Source organism: Mesorhizobium sp. RCAM 05099 (genome assembly GCF_059683685.1).
This window is the reverse complement of the sequence record NZ_CM185035.1, coordinates 1,131,208-1,148,913: the sequence shown is the minus strand read 5'-3', so window position 1 is coordinate 1,148,913 and position 17,706 is coordinate 1,131,208. Positions and strand designations below refer to the sequence as shown.

The window sequence follows — 17,706 nt, the reverse complement described above, 5'->3', positions numbered from 1 at the left end:
CACCGGTGTTAACCGCCGACGGTGAGTTGCTCACAAGGACAGAGCAATACAGTACGGCCATCCCGCGCCTGACTTCCGTATCCCGCGCGGCGCGATTCCAACTCGGCGGCGTCGGCGCGGATGCACAAGCGATAGCCGCTCGAATTTCCTACTGCGTAAGGACATTAATATGCGCACCAAACCAGCCCATTCCCATTACGACGCCATCGTCGTCGGCGCCCGCTGCGCCGGTGCCTCGACCGCCATGCTGCTTGCCCGAGCCGGCCTACGGGTACTCGCGCTCGATCGCAGGGCCTATGGATCGGACACGTTGTCGACGCATGCTCTGATGCGTCCAGCTGTTCTCCAACTGTCCCGTTGGGGCCTGCTGCAGCGGCTGCTCGACGCTGGCACACCCCTGATAACCGCGACCGCGTTCCACTATGGCGATGAGGAAATCACCATACCGCTGCGCGCGAGCCCGCAGCTGCCCGGCCTGATCGCGCCGAGGCGCACGCTGCTCGACAAGACGCTGGTCGATGCGGCGCGCGCGGCTGGCGCCGAAGTGCTACACGACACGGTCGTTGCCGATCTTGTCAGCGGCGCCGAGGGCAGGATGCGCGGCGTTCAACTTCACACCTCTGATGGAATGCCTCTTACCGTCACAACCGACATCGTCATCGGCGCTGACGGGATTGGCTCGCTGGTGGCGAAGCGCTGTGGTGCCCGAACGCTCCGCCGCGGCAAAGTCTCGGCGGCCCATCTCTACACCTATGCCCCGGCCGATTTGGAGAGCAGCTACCATTGGTATTTTCGCGACGGCATGAGCGGCTCGTTCATCCCGACCAATGACGGCCTCGCCTGCATCGTCGCCTCAGTGCCGACAGAATACTTCGACAAACGCTTTCGCGATGGCCACCAAGACGCTCGCATGGCTGTGCTGCGCGCGCTTTCCCCTACGCTAGCCGCGCAGGCTGAGACGGCTCATGGCGGCGGTGCCGATGACGGGCACACGCGCGTGTTTCGCGGCGTGCCGGGCTTCCTGCGCCAGGCGTACGGTCCGGGCTGGGCACTGGTTGGCGATGCCGGGTTCTTCCGCGACCCGATTACCTCGCACGGCATTTCCGATGCGCTACGCGACAGCGAAAGTCTGGCACGGGCGATCCTCGATGGATCGGATCGAGCTTTCGCGGCCTATCAACGCGAACGCGATGTCATCGCCGGGCCAATTCTCGACGCCACCGACGCCATCGCCTCGTTCGACTGGACGCTTCTCGACATCGAGAACAGGCACCGGCAGTTCAGCAGTGTGATGAAGGTTGAATTTGAGAAATTGGCCGCGTGGGAGATGCCCGTCCGTACCCTCCCGCTGGTCGGGTGGCAGCCGCCGGCAATCATGCCGTCGGGGCGAACCAGGTCCGGGCCGAACCATGATGGGATCGTATCGATCAGGTGATTTCAACGATTGCCGGCCGTTTCTGCCAGAGCCAGGTCCCGTTTAGCGACGCGACCGCCTGCTGCCCGATTTCAAACGCCCGCCTTTGGCCGGCTCAACCACGCAAACCAACCGGAATGGGAGACGCTCATGAGCACAGAGACGAAGGACGGCTGGATCGGCGTCGTCAAGGGACGGCCGCAAGTCGGCGCTTTCGCCGAGCGTTCGCGGCGCACGCGCCTCGAGGACATCGAGGCCTTCACCGAGATGACCGGCGACCGCAATCCGCTGCACTATGACAAGGCGCTGGCCGAGGCGTCCGTGTTCGGCAAGCTGATCGTCCAGGGCGGCGTCACCTCCGGCATCCTCAATGCGCTGGTGGCCGAGGATCTTCCCGGCCCCGGAACCGTGTTTCTCGAAGTGGCCTGGAAATTCGTCAAGGCGGTCGGCGTCGGCGAGATGATCACGGGCCGCGTCGAGATCAAGGAGGTGCGGCCCGACAAGCCGATCTGCAAGATCGAGACCTCCGTGCGCAACGAAGCCGGCGATGTCTGCCTGACCGGCACCGCGACGGTGTTCACCGTGCCGCTGGCCAAGGCCTGAGTTCTGGCAATGACGCTCTGGCGGGATTCCAATGCGGCTTCGCCGGCAGTGCTTGCCGAGGACGTGCATCGCTGGAGCGTCCTTGGCCTGCTCTGTCTTGCCGTCGTCCTGTCGCTGACCACCTGGTTCTCGGCAACCGCGATCACGCCCGAGCTGAAGGCGGCATGGCATCTGTCGGGCACGATCGAGGCCTGGCTGACCAATGGCGTGCAGATCGGCTTCGTTGTCGGCGCGCTTGTCTCAAGCCTCGTCAACCTGCCTGACGTGGTCAGGCTGAACCGGCTGATGGCGGTCTCGGCCCTGCTTGCCGCCGCCGCCAACGCGTGCCTGCTGTTGCAGCCCGGGCCGGTCGGCCTCGTCGCCGCCCGCATCCTCACCGGCGTGGCGCTGGCCGGCGTTTACCCGCCGGCGCTGAAGCTGGTCTCGACCTGGTTCACAAGGGGCAGGGGAGTGGCGCTCGGCGTCGTTATAGGGGCGCTGACGCTGGGCTCTTCGCTGCCGCATCTGTTCCGGGCACTCGCCGGTACGCTCGACTGGCAGTCGGTCGTGCTGGCCGCAAGCATCGCGACCCTCATTGGATCCGCGCTCTTCTGGTCCTTTGCCAGCGAAGGCCCGTATCCGTTCGGCAAGGCGGTGTTCGATCCGCGCCAGATCGGCGCGATCTTCCGCGACAGGCCGCTGGTGCTGGTCAACATCGGCTATCTCGGCCACATGTGGGAACTCTATGCCATGTGGGCCTGGCTGCTGGCCTATACCCGCGCGGCCCTCGAGACACAGCAACAGGCCTCTCCTTTCCTGGCGTCGCTGCTGACGTTCTGCGCGATTGCCGCCGGCGTCGGCGGTTGCCTGCTCGGCGGCGTGCTGTCCGACCGCTTCGGCCGCAGCTTGACCACGGCCGCAATGATGATCGTCTCCGGCTCCTGCGCGCTGACGATCGGCTTCGTTTTCGATGGACCGCTCTGGCTGTTCGCACTGATCGCGCTCATCTGGGGCATTTCGGTCATCGGTGATTCCGCGCAGTTCTCGGCGGCGGTGACCGAGCTTGGCGATCGCCGTTTTGTCGGCACGGCACTGTCGGTCCAGCTTGGCCTCGGCTTTGCCCTGACCGTTCTGGCGATCTGGCTGCTGCCGCATGTCGCGACCCTGCTTGGCGGCTGGCGCTGGGCGTTCCTGATGCTGGTGCCCGGGCCGCTCGTCGGTGCCGCCGCGATGCTCGTGCTGCGCGGGTTGCCGGTCGCCACCAAGATGGCCGGCGGCAGGCGGTGACCCCAATCCGCCCTGCCTCGACCAAACAAAGTTTTACGGCCAGATTTACGGGCCGCGCGTTAAGGTCCACCTTTGACGCCCAAGCAATTCAGAGCATCTTGCGTAAGCATCAGCTTTGGCTATCCACCATTGACATGCGGCTCCCGCACGAACGAAATTTTAATGTAAATGAAGCGTAATCCCGGCCATTAAAATGTTGCGTATGTGTTGGGGTTGCGCATGCCGGAATATTCGTCCTTCATCCGGTCGGTCCGGATGCGCTATATTTCAGGATTGCTGATCTTCGCGCTGGCCTCGGCCGTCATCATGATTGCGCTCGATCGCGTCAATTCCTTTCGCCATGACATCGACGCGCTGAGCAGTAATCTCGTCGCATTCACCCGCGACCTGCGCAACGCGACCAGCTTTGCCGAAACCACCGGTACCGCCTGGCGGGCCGAGACACGCGATGCCCTGACCTCATCGGCGCGCGGCCATTCGGAGCGGCTGACCGGCGAAATCGAGATGCTGACCGCGCAGCTTGCCGCGATAAAGCCGCGCCTTTCGCGCAAGACCATCAACGAGCTCGAATCCGCTTCCGTCAACGGCGATCTGTTCTGGTCGCCGCGCGACATGGTGCGCAACTTCAACCTGATGTCGATGGCGCAGAAGGTCGATGAATGGAGCTATCGCGAAATCCGCAACCAGAACGACCTGTTTGCCCAGCCCATGCTGGTTCGCGTCCGCACCGCCATGGACGATGAGCGTCATCTGGCCGATGCCTCCAGCGACAGGCTGCTGCTTTGGGCGAGCGGCATCCTGTTCGCAGCGCTCGCCATCGTCGCCTTCTGGATCTTCCGCCCCATGGAATCGGCAATCCGCCGCGCCTTTGCCGAATCCGCCGAATCCCTGTTCAAGGCCGAGGCCGCCGACCGCGCAAAGTCGGAATTCCTCGCCAATATGAGCCACGAGATCCGCACGCCGATGAACGGCGTGCTCGGCATGGCCGAACTGCTGGCCAAGACCGACCTGACCCCGCGCCAGAAGACCTTCACCGAAGTCATCGTCAAATCCGGCAATGCGTTGCTCACCATCATCAACGACATCCTCGATTTCTCGAAGATCAATGCCGGCCAGCTTACCCTCGATCCAGCCCCCTTCCGCCTCGCCGAAGCGGTCGAGGATGTGGCGACGCTGGTATCGGCGCGCGTCGCCGAAAAGAACCTCGAGCTGATCGTGCGCGTCGACCCGCGCCTGCCGGCCTATGTCGTCGGCGACGCGGGGCGGTTCCGGCAGATCGTCACCAACCTGCTCGGCAATGCGGTGAAATTCACCGAGAAGGGTCATGTGCTGATCGATGTCGGCGGCGAGATCGTCAATGATGTCGTCCAGCTCAAGGTCCGCGTCGAGGACACCGGCATCGGCATACCGGCCGAGAAGCTGCAGGACGTGTTCGAGAAATTCGCCCAGGTCGACGGCTCATCGACCCGCCGCCACGAAGGCACCGGCCTCGGCCTCGCCATCGCCGCCCGCCTCGTCGACCTGATGGCCGGCAAGATCGGCGTCGAGAGCGAGATTGGTCGCGGCTCCGTGTTCTGGTTCGCCGTGCCGCTGCCCGCCCATCATGCCGCCGCGCGCGATGAAATCGTGCCGGTCGACGTCACCGGCGCGCGCGTGCTGGTCATCGACGACAATCCGGTCAACCGCGAAATCCTGCTCGAGCAGCTCAGAAGCTGGAGCTTCGATTGTGCCGCCGCCGAAAGCGGCGCCGTGGGCCTGGCCTTCCTCGATCGCGCCTGCCAGCTGGGAGCCGCCGTCGACTGCATCATCCTCGACTACCAGATGCCGGGCATGAACGGCGCCGACGTCGCCAGGGCCATTGCAGCCGACAGCCGGCTGTCGTCGATTCCGGTGGTGCTGCTGACCTCGGTCGACCAGGTCGATTTCGGCAAGATGATCCTCGACTTCGGCATTGCCGCGCACCTGACCAAGCCGGCGCGCTCCGCCGTCCTGCTCGGCACCGTCATTTCGGTCGTCCAGAAGGCCCGTTCGCAGGTTGGCAAGGCGCAGTTCGTCCGCGAACCGGTCCCGCCGCTTCCACAGGCGCCGCCGCCCGCCTTCACCGTCATCCGCGGCCCGGCAATACGGGCCGCGACGGCACCGGCGTCGACAGCCACGCCGAACGGCCCGATCGATATCCTCATTGCCGAGGACAATGACGTGAACCAGCTGGTGTTCGGCCAGATCCTCAATGGACTGGGCCTCAGCTATCGCATCGCCGGCAACGGCCGCACGGCGGTGGAGATGTACCGGGCGCTTCGCCCCAAGTTGATCCTGATGGACGTCTCGATGCCGGAAATGAACGGTTACGAGGCGACCAGCGCCATCCGGGCGATCGAGGTCTCGACGGGCACGCACATCCCGATCGTCGGGGTCACCGCGCATGCGCTGAAGGGTGATCGCGACAAGTGCATCGAGGCCGGCATGGACGACTACCTGCCGAAACCGGTTTCGCCCGACCGCCTCGGCACCAAGATCGGCACCTGGCTCAGCGAGACGGTGGTGGCCAAGACGGCGTAGCGCATGTCGCCCGAAAGTGAGCACGGTCTTGGGACAACGACTTGCGCAAGAACAGAGACTTAAAGCGCGTCTCTCGGTGCGCTCCAGGGTAGGTCAGGCCCGGCCGGCGGATCAGCGCAGCCGGCCGATCGGGATGATTTCCGGCGAGTTGGCGACATAAGGTTCGCCCTGCCAGCTGCCGAGCCATTGCTCCACCAGCAGGCCGGCTTCATCCAGTATTGCGGCAAGATCCTCCTTTGCCGGGAAGGCGATCTTCGATTCAGCGCCTAGAGCCGATCCGCCGCCTGGAATTTCATAAAAGGTCGAATAGGTGACAATGCCAGTGGCGGCATCGTGTTCCACGTCATTCCAGGCCTTGACGGTGCCGAGACTGGGATGCACCACCTTCCGTTCGGAGCGCTGAGGCGTCCATTCGCGCCATTCCTCGACGGCGGGATTTCGGGTGTCGAAAATGAAGCGTCCACCCGGAGCAAGATGAATAGCGATGGTGCGCAGCACCGACGCTTGATCGTTCGTTGTCAGGAAGACCTGGAAAGCATGCCCGGTCAGCAGCACCAGATCGAAGCGTCGCCCGAGCCGTACGGTTCGCGCGTCGCCCTCGACCCAATCGACCTTGTCTCCGCCAGGCCTGCCGCGCCCGACATCGAGCATCGGCGATGCCGGATCGACGCCGGTGACGCTGCGCCCGTCGCTGAGCGCTGCGGCCAGCTGACCGGTGCCGCAGCCGAGGTCGAGGACTGAGCGGGCATTGCCAGCGAATCCAAGACAATAATTGAAATCGTCGCCGCCTGTGTTCTCTATATCGTAGAACTGGACGAGATCGGGGTCGCTGTAGAGTCTGTCGGTCATGGCGGGCGCCTATAACCGAAATTTCTATTAGATGCGACTGCGGGCTTGTCTGTTTGGCCTTACCGGTTGCGCACCACCACGCACGCCCCGCCGACGCTTTGCAGTTTCTGGCAGATGACATTGGCGGCGGCGCGGTCGTCGACACCGATCCTGACCGCGTAGATGCCGCGCCGGCCGATCGGCGTGCGCACCCGGCTGACCACCGGATCATGCCCGCCAAGCAGGGCCGGAAACCGGCCTCTCACCCGCAGCCACTGGCTGATCGCGGCACTGCGGCGGAAGTTGCCGGCCACCTGGATGCCCCACGGCTTTATATTGATCGAAGCCATCGCCACGGTTTGCGACATGATCACCGGCAGCTTGCGGCAAGCCACGGCAAAATCCGCCTTTGCGTCGAGCGGCTCGACCTTTCCGGCATGGGCCCGGTCGGCGAAATTGTCGACCGGCTCGCCCATCACGTCGAAAACATAGCTCTCGGTCTCCATCGGCAGGAAGCCGCCGGAGCCCAGCCAGCGCGACACCCGGCTTTCGCCGGCATTGTAGGCGGCGGCCGCCAAGCCAAGATTGCCGTAGCTGGTCTTCATTTCGGCGAGGTATTTCGCCGACGCCGGGATCGCCTGGTTGATGTCGAAGGAATTGGCGAGGCCGCGCATCTTGGCGGTCCCCGGCATGAACTGGGCGATGCCTTCGGCTCCAACCGGACTGACGGCATCGGGATCGAAACGGCTTTCCTTCCAGATCAGGCGGGCGAAAAAATCGCGCGGCAGGCCGTTTTGGTCGGCATGGGTCTGGATCAGGTTGCAAATCCTGTCGATGAGCCTCTGCCTGGCCGATTGCGGCGGATCGGCCTGGACAGCCGTCGAGCAGACCAGGGCGCAAAGCAGAACCCGCATCACCCTGAGGAAACCCTGCATCGCGCGCTGAGCCCGTGCCGAAAGTCGCTCCGGCGCGCCACATGATGGTGGCTTCGAGAACCGGAGCGCTGCGGACATTTGGTCCGTGAGCACCGGAAGCGCAGAAGACGCCTTCAGGTGGCCGCCGGAGTAGAGTTTCCGCATGGGCTCATTCGGCCGCGGCCTTGCCGCGACCAAACCGTTGCTCGATATAGTCGGCGACCATTTTCTCGAAATCCGCCGCGATCGATGGGCCGCGCAGCGTCGCCGCCTTCTTGCCGTCGACGAAGACGGGCGCCGTCGGCGTCTCGCCGGTGCCGGGCAGCGAAATGCCGATATCGGCATGCTTGGACTCGCCCGGACCGTTGACGATGCAACCCATCACCGCGACCTTGAGGTTTTCGACGCCGGGATATTTCTCGCGCCACACCGGCATGTTCTTCCGCAAATCAGCCTGGATGTCCTGAGCGAGTTCCTGGAACACGGTGGAGGTCGTGCGACCGCATCCCGGACATGCCGCGACGATCGGCACGAACTGCCTGAAGCCCATGGTCTGCAGCAGCTCCTGCGACACCTGCACCTCGCGCGTGCGGTCACCATTCGGCTCCGGCGTCAGCGAGATGCGGATGGTGTCGCCGATGCCCTGCTGCAGCAGGATGCCCATCGCGGCGGACGAAGCCACGATGCCTTTCGACCCCATGCCGGCTTCGGTGAGGCCAAGATGCAGCGCATGATCGGAACGGGTGGCAAGCTCGGTATAGACGGCGATCAGGTCCTGCACGCCGCTGACCTTGGCCGATAGGATGGTTTTCTCGCGGCCAAGGCCAATCTCTTCGGCCATTTCGGCCGAAAGAATGGCCGACTGCACGATCGCCTCGCGGGTCACTTCCTGCGCGGTCAGCGGAAAACCCTGCGCCTGGTTGTCGTCCATCAGCCGGGTCAGCAGCTCCTGGTCGAGCGAGCCCCAGTTGACGCCGATGCGCACCGGCTTGTCGTATTTGATCGCCATCTCGACGATCGCCGCGAACTGCCGGTCCTTCTTGTCCTTGAAGCCGACATTGCCGGGGTTGATACGATATTTGGCAAGCGCCTCGGCGCAGGCCGGATGGTCGGCCAGCAGCTTGTGGCCGATATAGTGGAAATCGCCGACCAGCGGCACGTTGATGCCAAGCCGCTGAAGCCGCTCGTGGATGCGCGGCACGGCGGCGGCGCTCTCGTCGCGATCGACGGTAATGCGCACGATCTCGGAGCCGGCACGATGCAGCGCCGCGACTTGCGCGACCGTCTGGTCAATGTCGGCCGTGTCGGTGTTGGTCATCGACTGCACGACAACTGGCGCGCCGCCACCGACGACCACGCCGCCGACATCAACGCCGACCGACGTGCGGCGAGGAAAGGGAGAGGAAAAATATCCGGTCATGCCGGCAGCCTTTTGTCTCTGGAGCGCTGTGCGTCCACTTGGACGCACAAAAATGCGCCCCGGGCCGATGCGCTAAAGTTCGGCATGAGGTGGAGGAGCAAAGATGGCTTGTCAATGGCGACAGGTCGCCACTGGCCGCAATTGGCCTGTCGCCGGGATCAGAAACAACCCATGGAGCTTGAGACGGTCGAAGCAAAAATGGAGCTGAACGGAGGTCCAACTCGCATCGTGGCCAGCACTGAAAATCAAAAACCACCACACCGGCGGCAGTTGCCGCCGGCAAGAGAGGCCGCGGATGGTGAGCGGCTATGTCAGAAGGGCATCAATGCGTGGTTGGTTGCGCCCTCAGTTTTTCAATCTCGTCCTTGAGTGCCAGCTTGCGTCGCTTGAGATTCACGATTTCGAGGTCGTCCACCGACGGGTGGTTCATCGCGTCATCGATTTCACGTTCGATGTCGCCGTGTTTCCGCTGCAACTCATCAAGATGGGAAGCAAGAGACATGATTGGTTCTCCCTTTCATGGTTTCCTCGATTGCAGCCGCCAAAGGCGCGTCCACCGCAGGCTCGCTTCTGTGACGGCACCATGACACTGTGCCACCATCCGACATCGATGTCGAATGCTGCGTGGTAGCATTCCACGACAATGTGAAATGTGATATGGGCTGCGCGCCGGTGCCAGAAGTTGCCGGCCCCGCCCAAATCAGGCCCATTTTTGGGCGCCGCAGACGTGCAGACGGTAGAGAATGTCCGATCAGGAACAGGCCGATATTCGCCTCGAATTTTCCCGGCTGAAGCAGGAACACGCCGATTTCGACGCGGCGATCAACGCGATGATCGCCACGAATTGCGACCCGCTCCAGATCCAGCGCATGAAGAAGAAGAAACTGGTCCTCAAGGACCGGCTGATGGCGCTGGAAGACCGGATCATTCCCGACATCATCGCGTGAGCGGCAACGCCCGGGCGCTTCTCGTCACTTACCTATCCGCCGATCGAAAGTCTGGCCGCGCGGTCGCGCAGCAGGCCCAGGAGATTGCCGGTCCGTTCCTCTGACGTGTCGATGGGAACCACCAGGCACATCGTCGCCTCAATCTTGCCGGGCGCTGAAAACACCGGAACGGCCAGGCATTTTGTATAGGCGTCGACCAGGCCTGATGTGACGCAATAGCCGGTCGCCCGAGCGGTCGCGATATCGGTGATGAAGTCGTCCAACAGCAGTCGGCGGCCGTCGGGCAGCGTGAGATCGTCTTCCGACACCATGGCCTCGATATCAGCCCTTTCCAGGCCCGCCAGCAGCAGCCGGCCCGAGGCGGTCCAGGGCAGCGGTATCTGCAGGCCAGTGGCCGAACTGATACGGAAGGGTCTGGTTCCCGGACTCGAATGGACGATCGTGTAGCGGCCGCTCTGCAGCATGCACAATTCCGAGGTCTCGCCGGTTTCGCGCGAAAGATGGTCGACCTCCTGACGCCCTCGCCTCATCAGGTCGTTACCCCGCACATAATCCATTCCGTAGAGGTAGAGCTTCTTGCCGAAATAGACGCGATTGCCGTCGCCGGCCATCTCCAGCAAGCCGGCCTCGACCAGCGAACGCACGACCGTGTAGGTCGTCGAACGGGGTGCGTTCACCCCCTTGGCAAGGTCGCCAATGCCGATCGCGCGCTGCGTCGTGTGAAGAAACTCCAGAATCTCGAGCACCCGGTTAAGGCCCTTTTCACGGGAGCCTCCCGTCTTCTGGCCAACCGAAATTGCCAAGGCACTGCCATCTTGCATTGTTGATTCCTGATGTTAGTATCTGTCTTGTACAGGATACAAACGTCTCTTGTAAGAGACAATCGCTCTGAAGTCCACCGACGCGTGTATTGTCTGTGCATAGGGGAACACAACACGAAAGGAGGTCGCCGTGAACGACACATCCGGAAGACGTGATTTTCTGAAATTGGGAATGGCAGGTCTGGCCACGGCCGGCGTGCTGGCTACCGTCGATGCTCAGAAGGCCGCTGCCCAGGCAGCATCCGACAGCCTGCTGCGCACGGTGCTCGACCGCGGCAAGCTGATCGTCGGCACCGGCAGCACCAATGCGCCCTGGCACTTCGAGAACGATGCCGGCGAACTCGTCGGCATGGACATCACCATGGGACGCATTCTTGCCAAGGGGCTCTTCGACGATCCGACCAAGGTCGAATTTGTCATGCAGGACCCCGCGCAGCGCATTCCGAACGTGACCACCAACAAGGTCGACATCACCATCCAGTTCATGACCATGAGCGCGCAGCGTTCGCAGCTCATCAACTTCTCCAGACCCTACTATGTCGAAGGCGTTGCCTTGCTGACGCTGCCGACCGCCGAGAACAAGACCTTCGACAAATTGCTTGCCGCCGGTTCGGCGACGCGTGTGTCGATCCTGCAGAATGTCGACGCCGAAGCATCGGTGCACATCGCTCTGCCGCAGTCGCAGGTGATGCAGATCGACACCCAGGCCAACGTACTGCAGGCACTGGAATCGAAACGCGTCGACGCAGCTGCAGTCGATCTCTCCACGGTGCGCTGGCTCGCCTCGCGCAATCCCGACAAATACTTCGATGCCGGCAAGAGCTGGTTCTCGATGCTTTACGGCGCAGCCTTGCGGCAAGGCGATCTCGACTGGCTGACCTTCGTCAACCAGACCTTCACCATCGCCATGTTCGGCCATGAAACGGCGCTCTACGATGCGGCGTTCAAGGACTATTTCGGCCAGGAGCCGCCGGCCGGGCATCCCGGTTTCCCGGTTATTTGATCCCGCCGGCGGAGGGGCGGCATTCAGCGCCCTTCCGCCTGCTTCTTTTCGACGCCCTTCGCATTGAGGCGGACGCATGGGCTATGCCCTCAACTTCAACCTGATCTGGCGGCATTTCGACAAGCTGTGGGGCGGGCTGCTGCTCAGCCTCGAGCTCGCCGTGATCTCGATCGCCATTGGCATCGTCATCGGTCTGGTGCTGGCGGTCTGGTACGTCTCGGCCGGGCGCGTGGTGCGTACCATCATCGCCGCCTATGTCGAATTCATCCGCAACGTGCCACTGATCCTGCTCGTCTACCTTGTCTTCTACGGCCTGCCGACGGTGGTCGATATCGCCTACAGCGCCCAGACCTCGTTCGTCGCGACGCTGGCGCTCTATAGCGGCGCCTATCTGGTCGAGGTGTTTCGTTCCGGGCTGGAGGCCGTGCCGCGCGGACAGATGGACGCCGGCAAGGCAATCGGGCTGACACCTTGGCAAAGGCTGCTCCATGTACGCCTGCCGACCATGCTGCGCATCACTTTGCCGGCGCTGTCCAACACCTTCATCTCGCTGTTCAAGGACACCTCGATCGCCTCGGTCATCTCGGTGCCCGAGCTCACCTATGGCGCGCAGTGGATCAACTTCAACACTTTCCGCATCGTTGAGGTCTACCTGGTCACCACGGCGATGTATCTCTTGACCGGCTATGCACTGCTTTTCGCGCTTCGGCTTGTCGAGCGCCGGTTCAGGGCGGCGCGCTGACATGCTCACCCAGATCGCCTATGCCTTGCCTTTTCTCGCCCAGGGCTTCGCCCTGACGCTGTGGGTATCACTGCTGGTCGTGGTGTTCTCGCTGGTCGCCGGCGTGATCATGGGCGTCGGCCTTGTCTATGGTCCCGCCCCACTGCGTTGGGCGGTGCGCATCTTCAGCGACACCATCCGCGGCATACCCATCCTGGTGCTGATCTTCTTTGTCTATTACGGCCTGCCTGCCGTCGGGCTTCATCTGCCGTCTTTCTGGGCCGCCGTGCTGGCGCTCACCCTGTTCAAGACGGCGCAGGTCATCGAATACCTCAGGGGGGCGGTCGGTTCCATTCCGAAAGGGCAATCCGAGGCGGCAATGGCGATCGGACTGACGTTTCGCCAGCGCCTTGCCTACGTCATCTTCCCACAGGCGTTCAGGCGCTTCCTGCCGCCCTGGATCAACGGCGTCACCGATGCGGTCAAGGGCAGCGCGCTGGTGTCATTGCTCGGCATCACCGACCTGATGCAGGCCATCAACCAGGTCATCGGCCGCACCTACGAGGCCATGCCGCTCTACATTCTCGGCGCGCTCATCTACTTCGCCGTCAACTACGCGCTCTCGCTCGCCAGCCGGCGGCTCGAGAAGCGCTTCTCCTTCATCCGGGAATAGCACGATGTCCACCAGCTCCAAGAACGACACCCCGGCCCTTCTCGACGTCGCCAATGTTTCCAAGTCCTTCGGTCCCGTGGAGGTGCTGCGCTCGGTCAGCCTGCAGGTGGCGCGCGGCGAAGTGGTGACTGTCATCGGCCCCTCCGGCAGCGGCAAGACCACGCTGCTGCGCTGCGTCAACTTCCTGGAAAGCTACGATAGCGGTTCGATCCGCATCGACGGCAAGGAGGTCGGCTTTCGCGACACCGGAACCCGGCAGCGCCGCAGCGAACGTGACCTCGCCACGATGCGCGCCGAAACCGGCATGGTGTTCCAGAGCTTCAACCTGTTTCCGCATCTGACAGCGGCTGGCAACATCATGCTTGGTTTGCGCAAGGTGCGCGGCAAAAGCAGCGCGGAAGCGCGCACTATCGCTGAACACTGGCTCGGTCGGGTCGGCCTCGCCCACAAGGCCGACAGCCTTCCCGCCGAACTGTCCGGTGGCCAGCAGCAACGTGTCGGCATTGCCCGTGCCGTGGCGATGGGACCGAAGATCCTGCTTCTGGACGAGATAACGTCCGCGCTCGACCCCGAACTTGTCGGCGAGGTGCTCGAGGTCGTGCGCAGCCTTGCCGAGGATGGCATGACGATGGTGATGGTCACGCATGAGATGGCCTTTGCCCGCGATGCTTCGAGCCGCATCGTCTTCATGGCCGACGGCGGCGTCAGCGCGGCCGGCCCACCCGCCGAAATTCTGGCGGCGGACACCGATAATGAGCGCCTCCGCACCTTCCTGGCGCGCTTCCGCGCTTCGCATTTCTGACACCAGACGGCGAAAGCTGTCGCAAGGAGCCTTTTCATGACGCCTTACATCCGGCTCGCCGAATTGGGCCTGACGCTGCCCGAACCGCCGACGCCCATCGCCAACTTCGTCACCCACGCCGAAAGCGGACGGTTGATCTTCCTGTCCGGCCAGGGGCCGCTGCGGGCCGACGGCACGCTCTTCACCGGCAAGGTGGGAGAAGACGTCACGGTCGAGGAGGCCTACGGCCATGCCCGCCTCACCGGTCTCAATCTGCTCGCGGTCATGCATGCGGCCGCTGGCGACCTCGGCCGCATCGTGCGCATCGTCAAGCTGCTCGGCTTCGTCAACGCGATACCGACCTTCAGCGACCACCCGAAGGTGGTCAATGGCTGTTCCGACCTCTTCGCCGACGTCTTCGACGGCATCGGCGGGCATGCACGCTCGGCGATCGGCGTCGGCTCCTTGCCCGGAAACATCACAGTCGAAATCGAGGCGGTCGTCGAGATCGCCGCCTGACTTCTCCTCAATGGGATCAACAGAGATGAAAACCACTTCCGCCGGCGGCTCCAACTCGACAATCCGCGAACGGCTCGGTCTTCGCCCGATCATCAACGTCTCCGGCACGATGACCGCGCTCGGCGCGTCGATCATCGTCCCAGACGCGATCAGCGCCATGGCCGAAATGGCCTCGCAATGGGTGGAGATGGACGATCTCCAGCGTGCGGCAAGCACGGTCGTCGCGCGCCTGACCGGCAGCGAGGCCGGCTTCATCACCGCCTGCTGCGCCAGCGGCATCACCATGGCCATAGCCGGCGCGATGACCGGAACCAACCTGCTCGCCATCGAGCGTCTGCCCGATGACACAGGCGACCTGAAGTCGGAGGTCGTCATTCAGCTTGGCCACATCGTCAATTACGGCGCCCCGATCGATCAGTCGGTACGCGTCGCCGGCGCCAAGGTGGTGCCCGCCGGGACGGTCAGCGTGACGCAGGACTATCATGTGCGCGAAGCGATCAACGACCGTACCGCAGCCGGCCTCTACGTCGTTGCCCACCACACCGTGCAGTACGGCATGTTGTCGCTCGAGGAATTCTGCGAGATCTGCCACGCCAAGGACGTTCCGGTGATCGTCGACGCGGCGTCCGAATACGATCTGCGAGGTTTCCTGGCGCGCGGCGCCGACATCGTCGTCTACAGCGGCCATAAATTCCTCAGCGGACCGACCAGCGGCATCGTTACCGGGCGCAAGGACCTGGTGCGATCAGCCTATCTGCAGAACCGTGGCGTCGCGCGCGCCATGAAGGTCGGTAAGGAAAGCATCGCCGGCACCATGGCCGCGCTCGAAGCCTGGGAAAAGCGCGACCATGCCGGCATCCGCCGGCGTGAGGAAGCGGCGCTCAACCTGTGGAAGGACGCGCTGCAGGGACTGCCGGGCATCGTCGCGCAGATTATTCCCGACCCGACCGCCAATCCGCTCGACCGCCTGCAGGTCTTCGTGTCGCCCGACAGCCGGTTCACGGCGGCAGGTCTAACCTCGGCACTCGCGACGGGCTCGCCACCCATCATCGTGCGCAACCACGAGGTGGAGCGCGGCCATTTCTTCCTCGACCCGTGCAATCTTCACCCCGGCGAGGCGGAGATCGTCGCCGAACGGCTGCGCGCCATTTTGACCGCGAAGGATCGTCCCGCCGATGCGATGAGGCCTGTCCGCAAGGATTCGTCAGGCGTGTTGCGCTGGCCGGACTGAGCGTCAAGCGGACCACGGACTGAAATGCACCGACCGATCACGCGACTGTGAACAGGCGAATCTGCACGCGGCGGGAATAAACCAACGCCGTCCCGGGTCTCCTTGACATACGCCACCTGCAGGCGTTGAGGAGACCGGCATGCCCCATCATTGCGAGGACGACGGCGAACATGGCCGCGGCACCAGCCGTCGTCATGCGCTGAAGCGCATGATCGTCGCCAGTCCTTCCTCCATGGCACCCTTCCCTGCCATAGCGCCCTTCCCTTCCATAGCGCTTGACACTGGTGACACAGATGAATTCACTTTCACCCAGGCAGGCGACTTTGCCTGTTTCTGCGGGGTTCGCCCGCACAGGCAGCGCAAGATCACCGTCCCTGCTTGAGAGCGCCCGGCCTGTCCGTCCCGGAGTATCGGATCATGGTGCTGCTTTGAGCGAGAAGGCCTTGGCCGAGCGCTTCAACGAAGTGGTGCTGCCGCACCTTGGCGACGCGCTGGCGCTTGCCGGCTGGCTGACCGGCAATGCCGCCGACGCGGAGGATGTCGTGCAAGATGCCTGCATCAAGGCACATGCCGGCATATCAGGCTATGCCGGCGGCAATGCCCGTGCCTGGCTGCTGACCATCGTGCGCAATACCTCCTACACCTGGATGTCGCGCAACCGGCCGCGCGGCATCATGGCCGTCGGCGACCTCGGTGATCTCGACGACATGGCGGCGGCACATGGCACCAGCCTGCCGGACGAGGACGGTCCGGAGGCGAGCCTGATCGCCAGGGCCGATACGGCGGCACTGGAAGCGGCGATCGCCGCCCTGCCGCAGCCGTTTCGCGAGACGCTGGTGCTGCGCGACATCAACGGCCTCAGCTATCGCGAGATATCGGTCATGCTCGGCGTGGCGATGGGCACGGTGATGTCACGGCTGGCGCGGGCGCGGAGCCTGCTTATATCTGAACTTGGGAGTGCGCCATGAGCGACGACGGACTGCCCAACGACGCGGAAGGGATCAAGCTGATGATCCACGCTTTGATCGATGGCGAACTCGACGCGGCGGCGGCGTTGGCGCTGGAACGGCGCATTGCCGCCGACCCGCGGCTTGCCGCCGAACATGCCCGCATCGTCGCCTTGCGGGCGGCGGTCACCCGCTTGCCGCGCCCCGATGTCAGCGACGCCTTTCGGGCGCGTATCGCCGCACTTGGTGCGACAGCCACGGCACAGCCAGCCCAAGACGCGCCGACACAAGACGAGCCGGCGCGAGACGAACTGGTGGAGCCGCGGCGGGACATACCGTCGGCCCGACCGGATCAGCCAAGGGGGGACCAACCCCGCGGAACCGCGAGGCGGGAGGCCCAGACAAGGCCGTCGCAGATGTGGGCGCTGCCAAGGGCGCGTCGCTTCGGCTCGTTCGACTGGCGCGCCATGGCCGCGTCGATCATGATCAGCGCGGTGCTGGCCAGCGGCGCGACGCAATGGGTGATGTTCAACAGCGCGTCCGACGGCTTCGCCGCAGCGGTCGCCAGCGGCCATCGCCGCAGCCTGCTTGCCGCCAGCCCGATCGACATCGTCTCGTCCGACCGCCATACAGTCAAGCCGTGGCTCGACGCCCGGATCGGCGTTTCGCCGCCGGCGCCTGACCTTGCGCAGGACGGCTTCGCACTCATCGGCGGACGGGTCGAGGTGATCGCCGACCGGCCGGTGCCGGCACTGGTCTACCGTCACCGCGAACACCTGATCACATTGGTCGCCGAACCGCAGCAGGGCGGCAGCACCACCGCGCCGGAAGATCTTTCGTCGGGCGGCTTCTCGATGGTGCATTGGAGCGACGGTGCCTTCTCCTACTGGGCGATCTCCGACATGGAGCGGCCCGAACTCGACGATTTCGTCGCCCGCTTCCGCAAGGCGGCCGTGTGAGGCGTTTTTGCTCGGCAACTGATCCCACCGCCTGACGGATCCTCCAGCCTACGACGCCGGCCGGAAACTGCCGGCTCACCTTTGTGTGGCTCAGCCCGGC

At 63.9% G+C, this 17,706-nt stretch carries 19 protein-coding genes; 14 read left to right on the top strand and 5 right to left on the bottom strand.

Annotation, left to right across the window (positions count from 1 at the left end; all coding sequences use genetic code 11):
* Positions 1–169 precede the first annotated feature (169 nt).
* The 4 genes from AC56QQ_RS05610 (at position 170) to AC56QQ_RS05595 (ending at position 5,842) form a co-directional block, all read left to right on the top strand.
* On the top strand, positions 170–1,435 hold the full coding sequence (locus AC56QQ_RS05610) for an NAD(P)/FAD-dependent oxidoreductase (protein ID WP_497125867.1): 1,266 nt from the start codon (positions 170–172) through the stop codon (positions 1,433–1,435).
* A 129-nt stretch (positions 1,436–1,564) separates the two neighbouring features.
* Positions 1,565–2,017: a MaoC family dehydratase gene (locus tag AC56QQ_RS05605; RefSeq protein ID WP_489858172.1), complete on the top strand. Its 453-nt coding sequence runs from the start codon at positions 1,565–1,567 to the stop codon at positions 2,015–2,017.
* A gap of 9 nt (positions 2,018–2,026) precedes the next feature.
* Positions 2,027–3,283: an MFS transporter gene (locus AC56QQ_RS05600; RefSeq protein ID WP_497125866.1), complete on the top strand. Its 1,257-nt coding sequence runs from the start codon at positions 2,027–2,029 to the stop codon at positions 3,281–3,283.
* A gap of 219 nt (positions 3,284–3,502) precedes the next feature.
* A complete protein-coding gene (locus tag AC56QQ_RS05595) occupies positions 3,503–5,842 on the top strand; it encodes a response regulator (RefSeq protein WP_497125865.1) in 2,340 nt (779 codons plus the stop codon).
* Positions 5,843–5,953: 111 nt separating this feature from the next.
* On the opposite strand, the gene AC56QQ_RS05590 is transcribed toward AC56QQ_RS05595, so the two are convergent.
* From AC56QQ_RS05590 to AC56QQ_RS05575, 4 genes are all read right to left on the bottom strand, one after another.
* Complete coding sequence (locus AC56QQ_RS05590) at positions 5,954–6,691, bottom strand: class I SAM-dependent methyltransferase (RefSeq protein WP_497125864.1); 738 nt, start codon at positions 6,689–6,691, stop codon at positions 5,954–5,956.
* Between the two features lie 59 nt (positions 6,692–6,750).
* On the bottom strand, positions 6,751–7,605 hold the full coding sequence (locus tag AC56QQ_RS05585; RefSeq protein ID WP_497125863.1) for a transglycosylase SLT domain-containing protein: 855 nt from the start codon (positions 7,603–7,605) through the stop codon (positions 6,751–6,753).
* A gap of 148 nt (positions 7,606–7,753) precedes the next feature.
* The gene (gene ispG / locus AC56QQ_RS05580; RefSeq protein WP_497125862.1) at positions 7,754–9,004 is read right to left on the bottom strand and encodes a flavodoxin-dependent (E)-4-hydroxy-3-methylbut-2-enyl-diphosphate synthase; all 1,251 of its coding nucleotides are present in this window, start codon (positions 9,002–9,004) and stop codon (positions 7,754–7,756) included.
* A gap of 322 nt (positions 9,005–9,326) precedes the next feature.
* The gene (locus AC56QQ_RS05575; RefSeq protein WP_027023510.1) at positions 9,327–9,506 is read right to left on the bottom strand and encodes a YdcH family protein; all 180 of its coding nucleotides are present in this window, start codon (positions 9,504–9,506) and stop codon (positions 9,327–9,329) included.
* Between the two features lie 241 nt (positions 9,507–9,747).
* Here AC56QQ_RS05575 and AC56QQ_RS05570 point away from each other — a divergent pair, with 241 nt between their 5' ends.
* Positions 9,748–9,951: a YdcH family protein gene (locus AC56QQ_RS05570; RefSeq protein ID WP_269907730.1), complete on the top strand. Its 204-nt coding sequence runs from the start codon at positions 9,748–9,750 to the stop codon at positions 9,949–9,951.
* A gap of 32 nt (positions 9,952–9,983) precedes the next feature.
* On the opposite strand, the gene AC56QQ_RS05565 is transcribed toward AC56QQ_RS05570, so the two are convergent.
* Entirely contained in the window at positions 9,984–10,772 is a 789-nt protein-coding gene (locus tag AC56QQ_RS05565) for an IclR family transcriptional regulator (RefSeq protein WP_497125861.1), read from the bottom strand.
* 130 nt (positions 10,773–10,902) lie between these two features.
* On the opposite strand from AC56QQ_RS05565, the gene AC56QQ_RS05560 reads away from it, so the two are divergent.
* The 9 genes from AC56QQ_RS05560 (at position 10,903) to AC56QQ_RS05520 (ending at position 17,606) form a co-directional block, all read left to right on the top strand.
* Positions 10,903–11,775, top strand: coding sequence for a transporter substrate-binding protein (locus AC56QQ_RS05560; protein ID WP_497125860.1), 873 nt, complete (start codon positions 10,903–10,905; stop codon positions 11,773–11,775).
* A gap of 76 nt (positions 11,776–11,851) precedes the next feature.
* Entirely contained in the window at positions 11,852–12,517 is a 666-nt protein-coding gene (locus AC56QQ_RS05555) for an amino acid ABC transporter permease (RefSeq protein WP_489858180.1), read from the top strand.
* Between the two features lies 1 nt (position 12,518).
* Positions 12,519–13,169, top strand: coding sequence for an amino acid ABC transporter permease (locus tag AC56QQ_RS05550; RefSeq protein WP_497100375.1), 651 nt, complete (start codon positions 12,519–12,521; stop codon positions 13,167–13,169).
* Positions 13,170–13,173: 4 nt separating this feature from the next.
* Positions 13,174–13,971: an amino acid ABC transporter ATP-binding protein gene (locus tag AC56QQ_RS05545; RefSeq protein ID WP_489858182.1), complete on the top strand. Its 798-nt coding sequence runs from the start codon at positions 13,174–13,176 to the stop codon at positions 13,969–13,971.
* A gap of 36 nt (positions 13,972–14,007) precedes the next feature.
* Entirely contained in the window at positions 14,008–14,469 is a 462-nt protein-coding gene (locus AC56QQ_RS05540) for a RidA family protein (protein ID WP_489858183.1), read from the top strand.
* A 25-nt stretch (positions 14,470–14,494) separates the two neighbouring features.
* Positions 14,495–15,700, top strand: coding sequence for an aminotransferase class V-fold PLP-dependent enzyme (locus AC56QQ_RS05535; RefSeq protein WP_497125859.1), 1,206 nt, complete (start codon positions 14,495–14,497; stop codon positions 15,698–15,700).
* A gap of 139 nt (positions 15,701–15,839) precedes the next feature.
* Positions 15,840–16,082 carry a cupredoxin domain-containing protein gene (locus AC56QQ_RS05530; RefSeq protein WP_497125858.1) on the top strand — a complete coding sequence of 81 codons (243 nt, stop codon included), beginning with the start codon at positions 15,840–15,842 and terminating at the stop codon, positions 16,080–16,082.
* Positions 16,083–16,128: 46 nt separating this feature from the next.
* A complete protein-coding gene (locus AC56QQ_RS05525; RefSeq protein WP_497125857.1) occupies positions 16,129–16,668 on the top strand; it encodes a sigma-70 family RNA polymerase sigma factor in 540 nt (179 codons plus the stop codon).
* A complete protein-coding gene (locus tag AC56QQ_RS05520; protein ID WP_497125856.1) occupies positions 16,665–17,606 on the top strand; it encodes an anti-sigma factor family protein in 942 nt (313 codons plus the stop codon). Before AC56QQ_RS05525 ends, AC56QQ_RS05520 begins: the two co-directional genes overlap by 4 nt.
* Positions 17,607–17,706 lie beyond the last annotated feature (100 nt).

Bases quoted from the DNA above. Each gene is read 5' to 3' on its own strand.
- AC56QQ_RS05610 (WP_497125867.1), top strand. From the start codon at position 170: ATGCGCACCAAACCAGCCCATTCCCATTACGACGCCATCGTCGTCGGC.
- AC56QQ_RS05605 (WP_489858172.1), top strand. From the start codon at position 1,565: ATGAGCACAGAGACGAAGGACGGCTGGATCGGCGTCGTCAAGGGACGG.
- AC56QQ_RS05600 (WP_497125866.1), top strand. From the start codon at position 2,027: ATGACGCTCTGGCGGGATTCCAATGCGGCTTCGCCGGCAGTGCTTGCC.
- AC56QQ_RS05595 (WP_497125865.1), top strand. From the start codon at position 3,503: ATGCCGGAATATTCGTCCTTCATCCGGTCGGTCCGGATGCGCTATATT.
- AC56QQ_RS05590 (WP_497125864.1), bottom strand. From the start codon at position 6,691: ATGACCGACAGACTCTACAGCGACCCCGATCTCGTCCAGTTCTACGAT.
- AC56QQ_RS05585 (WP_497125863.1), bottom strand. From the start codon at position 7,605: ATGCAGGGTTTCCTCAGGGTGATGCGGGTTCTGCTTTGCGCCCTGGTC.
- ispG (WP_497125862.1), bottom strand. From the start codon at position 9,004: ATGACCGGATATTTTTCCTCTCCCTTTCCTCGCCGCACGTCGGTCGGC.
- AC56QQ_RS05575 (WP_027023510.1), bottom strand. From the start codon at position 9,506: ATGTCTCTTGCTTCCCATCTTGATGAGTTGCAGCGGAAACACGGCGAC.
- AC56QQ_RS05570 (WP_269907730.1), top strand. From the start codon at position 9,748: ATGTCCGATCAGGAACAGGCCGATATTCGCCTCGAATTTTCCCGGCTG.
- AC56QQ_RS05565 (WP_497125861.1), bottom strand. From the start codon at position 10,772: ATGCAAGATGGCAGTGCCTTGGCAATTTCGGTTGGCCAGAAGACGGGA.
- AC56QQ_RS05555 (WP_489858180.1), top strand. From the start codon at position 11,852: ATGGGCTATGCCCTCAACTTCAACCTGATCTGGCGGCATTTCGACAAG.
- AC56QQ_RS05550 (WP_497100375.1), top strand. From the start codon at position 12,519: ATGCTCACCCAGATCGCCTATGCCTTGCCTTTTCTCGCCCAGGGCTTC.
- AC56QQ_RS05545 (WP_489858182.1), top strand. From the start codon at position 13,174: ATGTCCACCAGCTCCAAGAACGACACCCCGGCCCTTCTCGACGTCGCC.
- AC56QQ_RS05540 (WP_489858183.1), top strand. From the start codon at position 14,008: ATGACGCCTTACATCCGGCTCGCCGAATTGGGCCTGACGCTGCCCGAA.
- AC56QQ_RS05535 (WP_497125859.1), top strand. From the start codon at position 14,495: ATGAAAACCACTTCCGCCGGCGGCTCCAACTCGACAATCCGCGAACGG.
- AC56QQ_RS05530 (WP_497125858.1), top strand. From the start codon at position 15,840: ATGCCCCATCATTGCGAGGACGACGGCGAACATGGCCGCGGCACCAGC.
- AC56QQ_RS05520 (WP_497125856.1), top strand. From the start codon at position 16,665: ATGAGCGACGACGGACTGCCCAACGACGCGGAAGGGATCAAGCTGATG.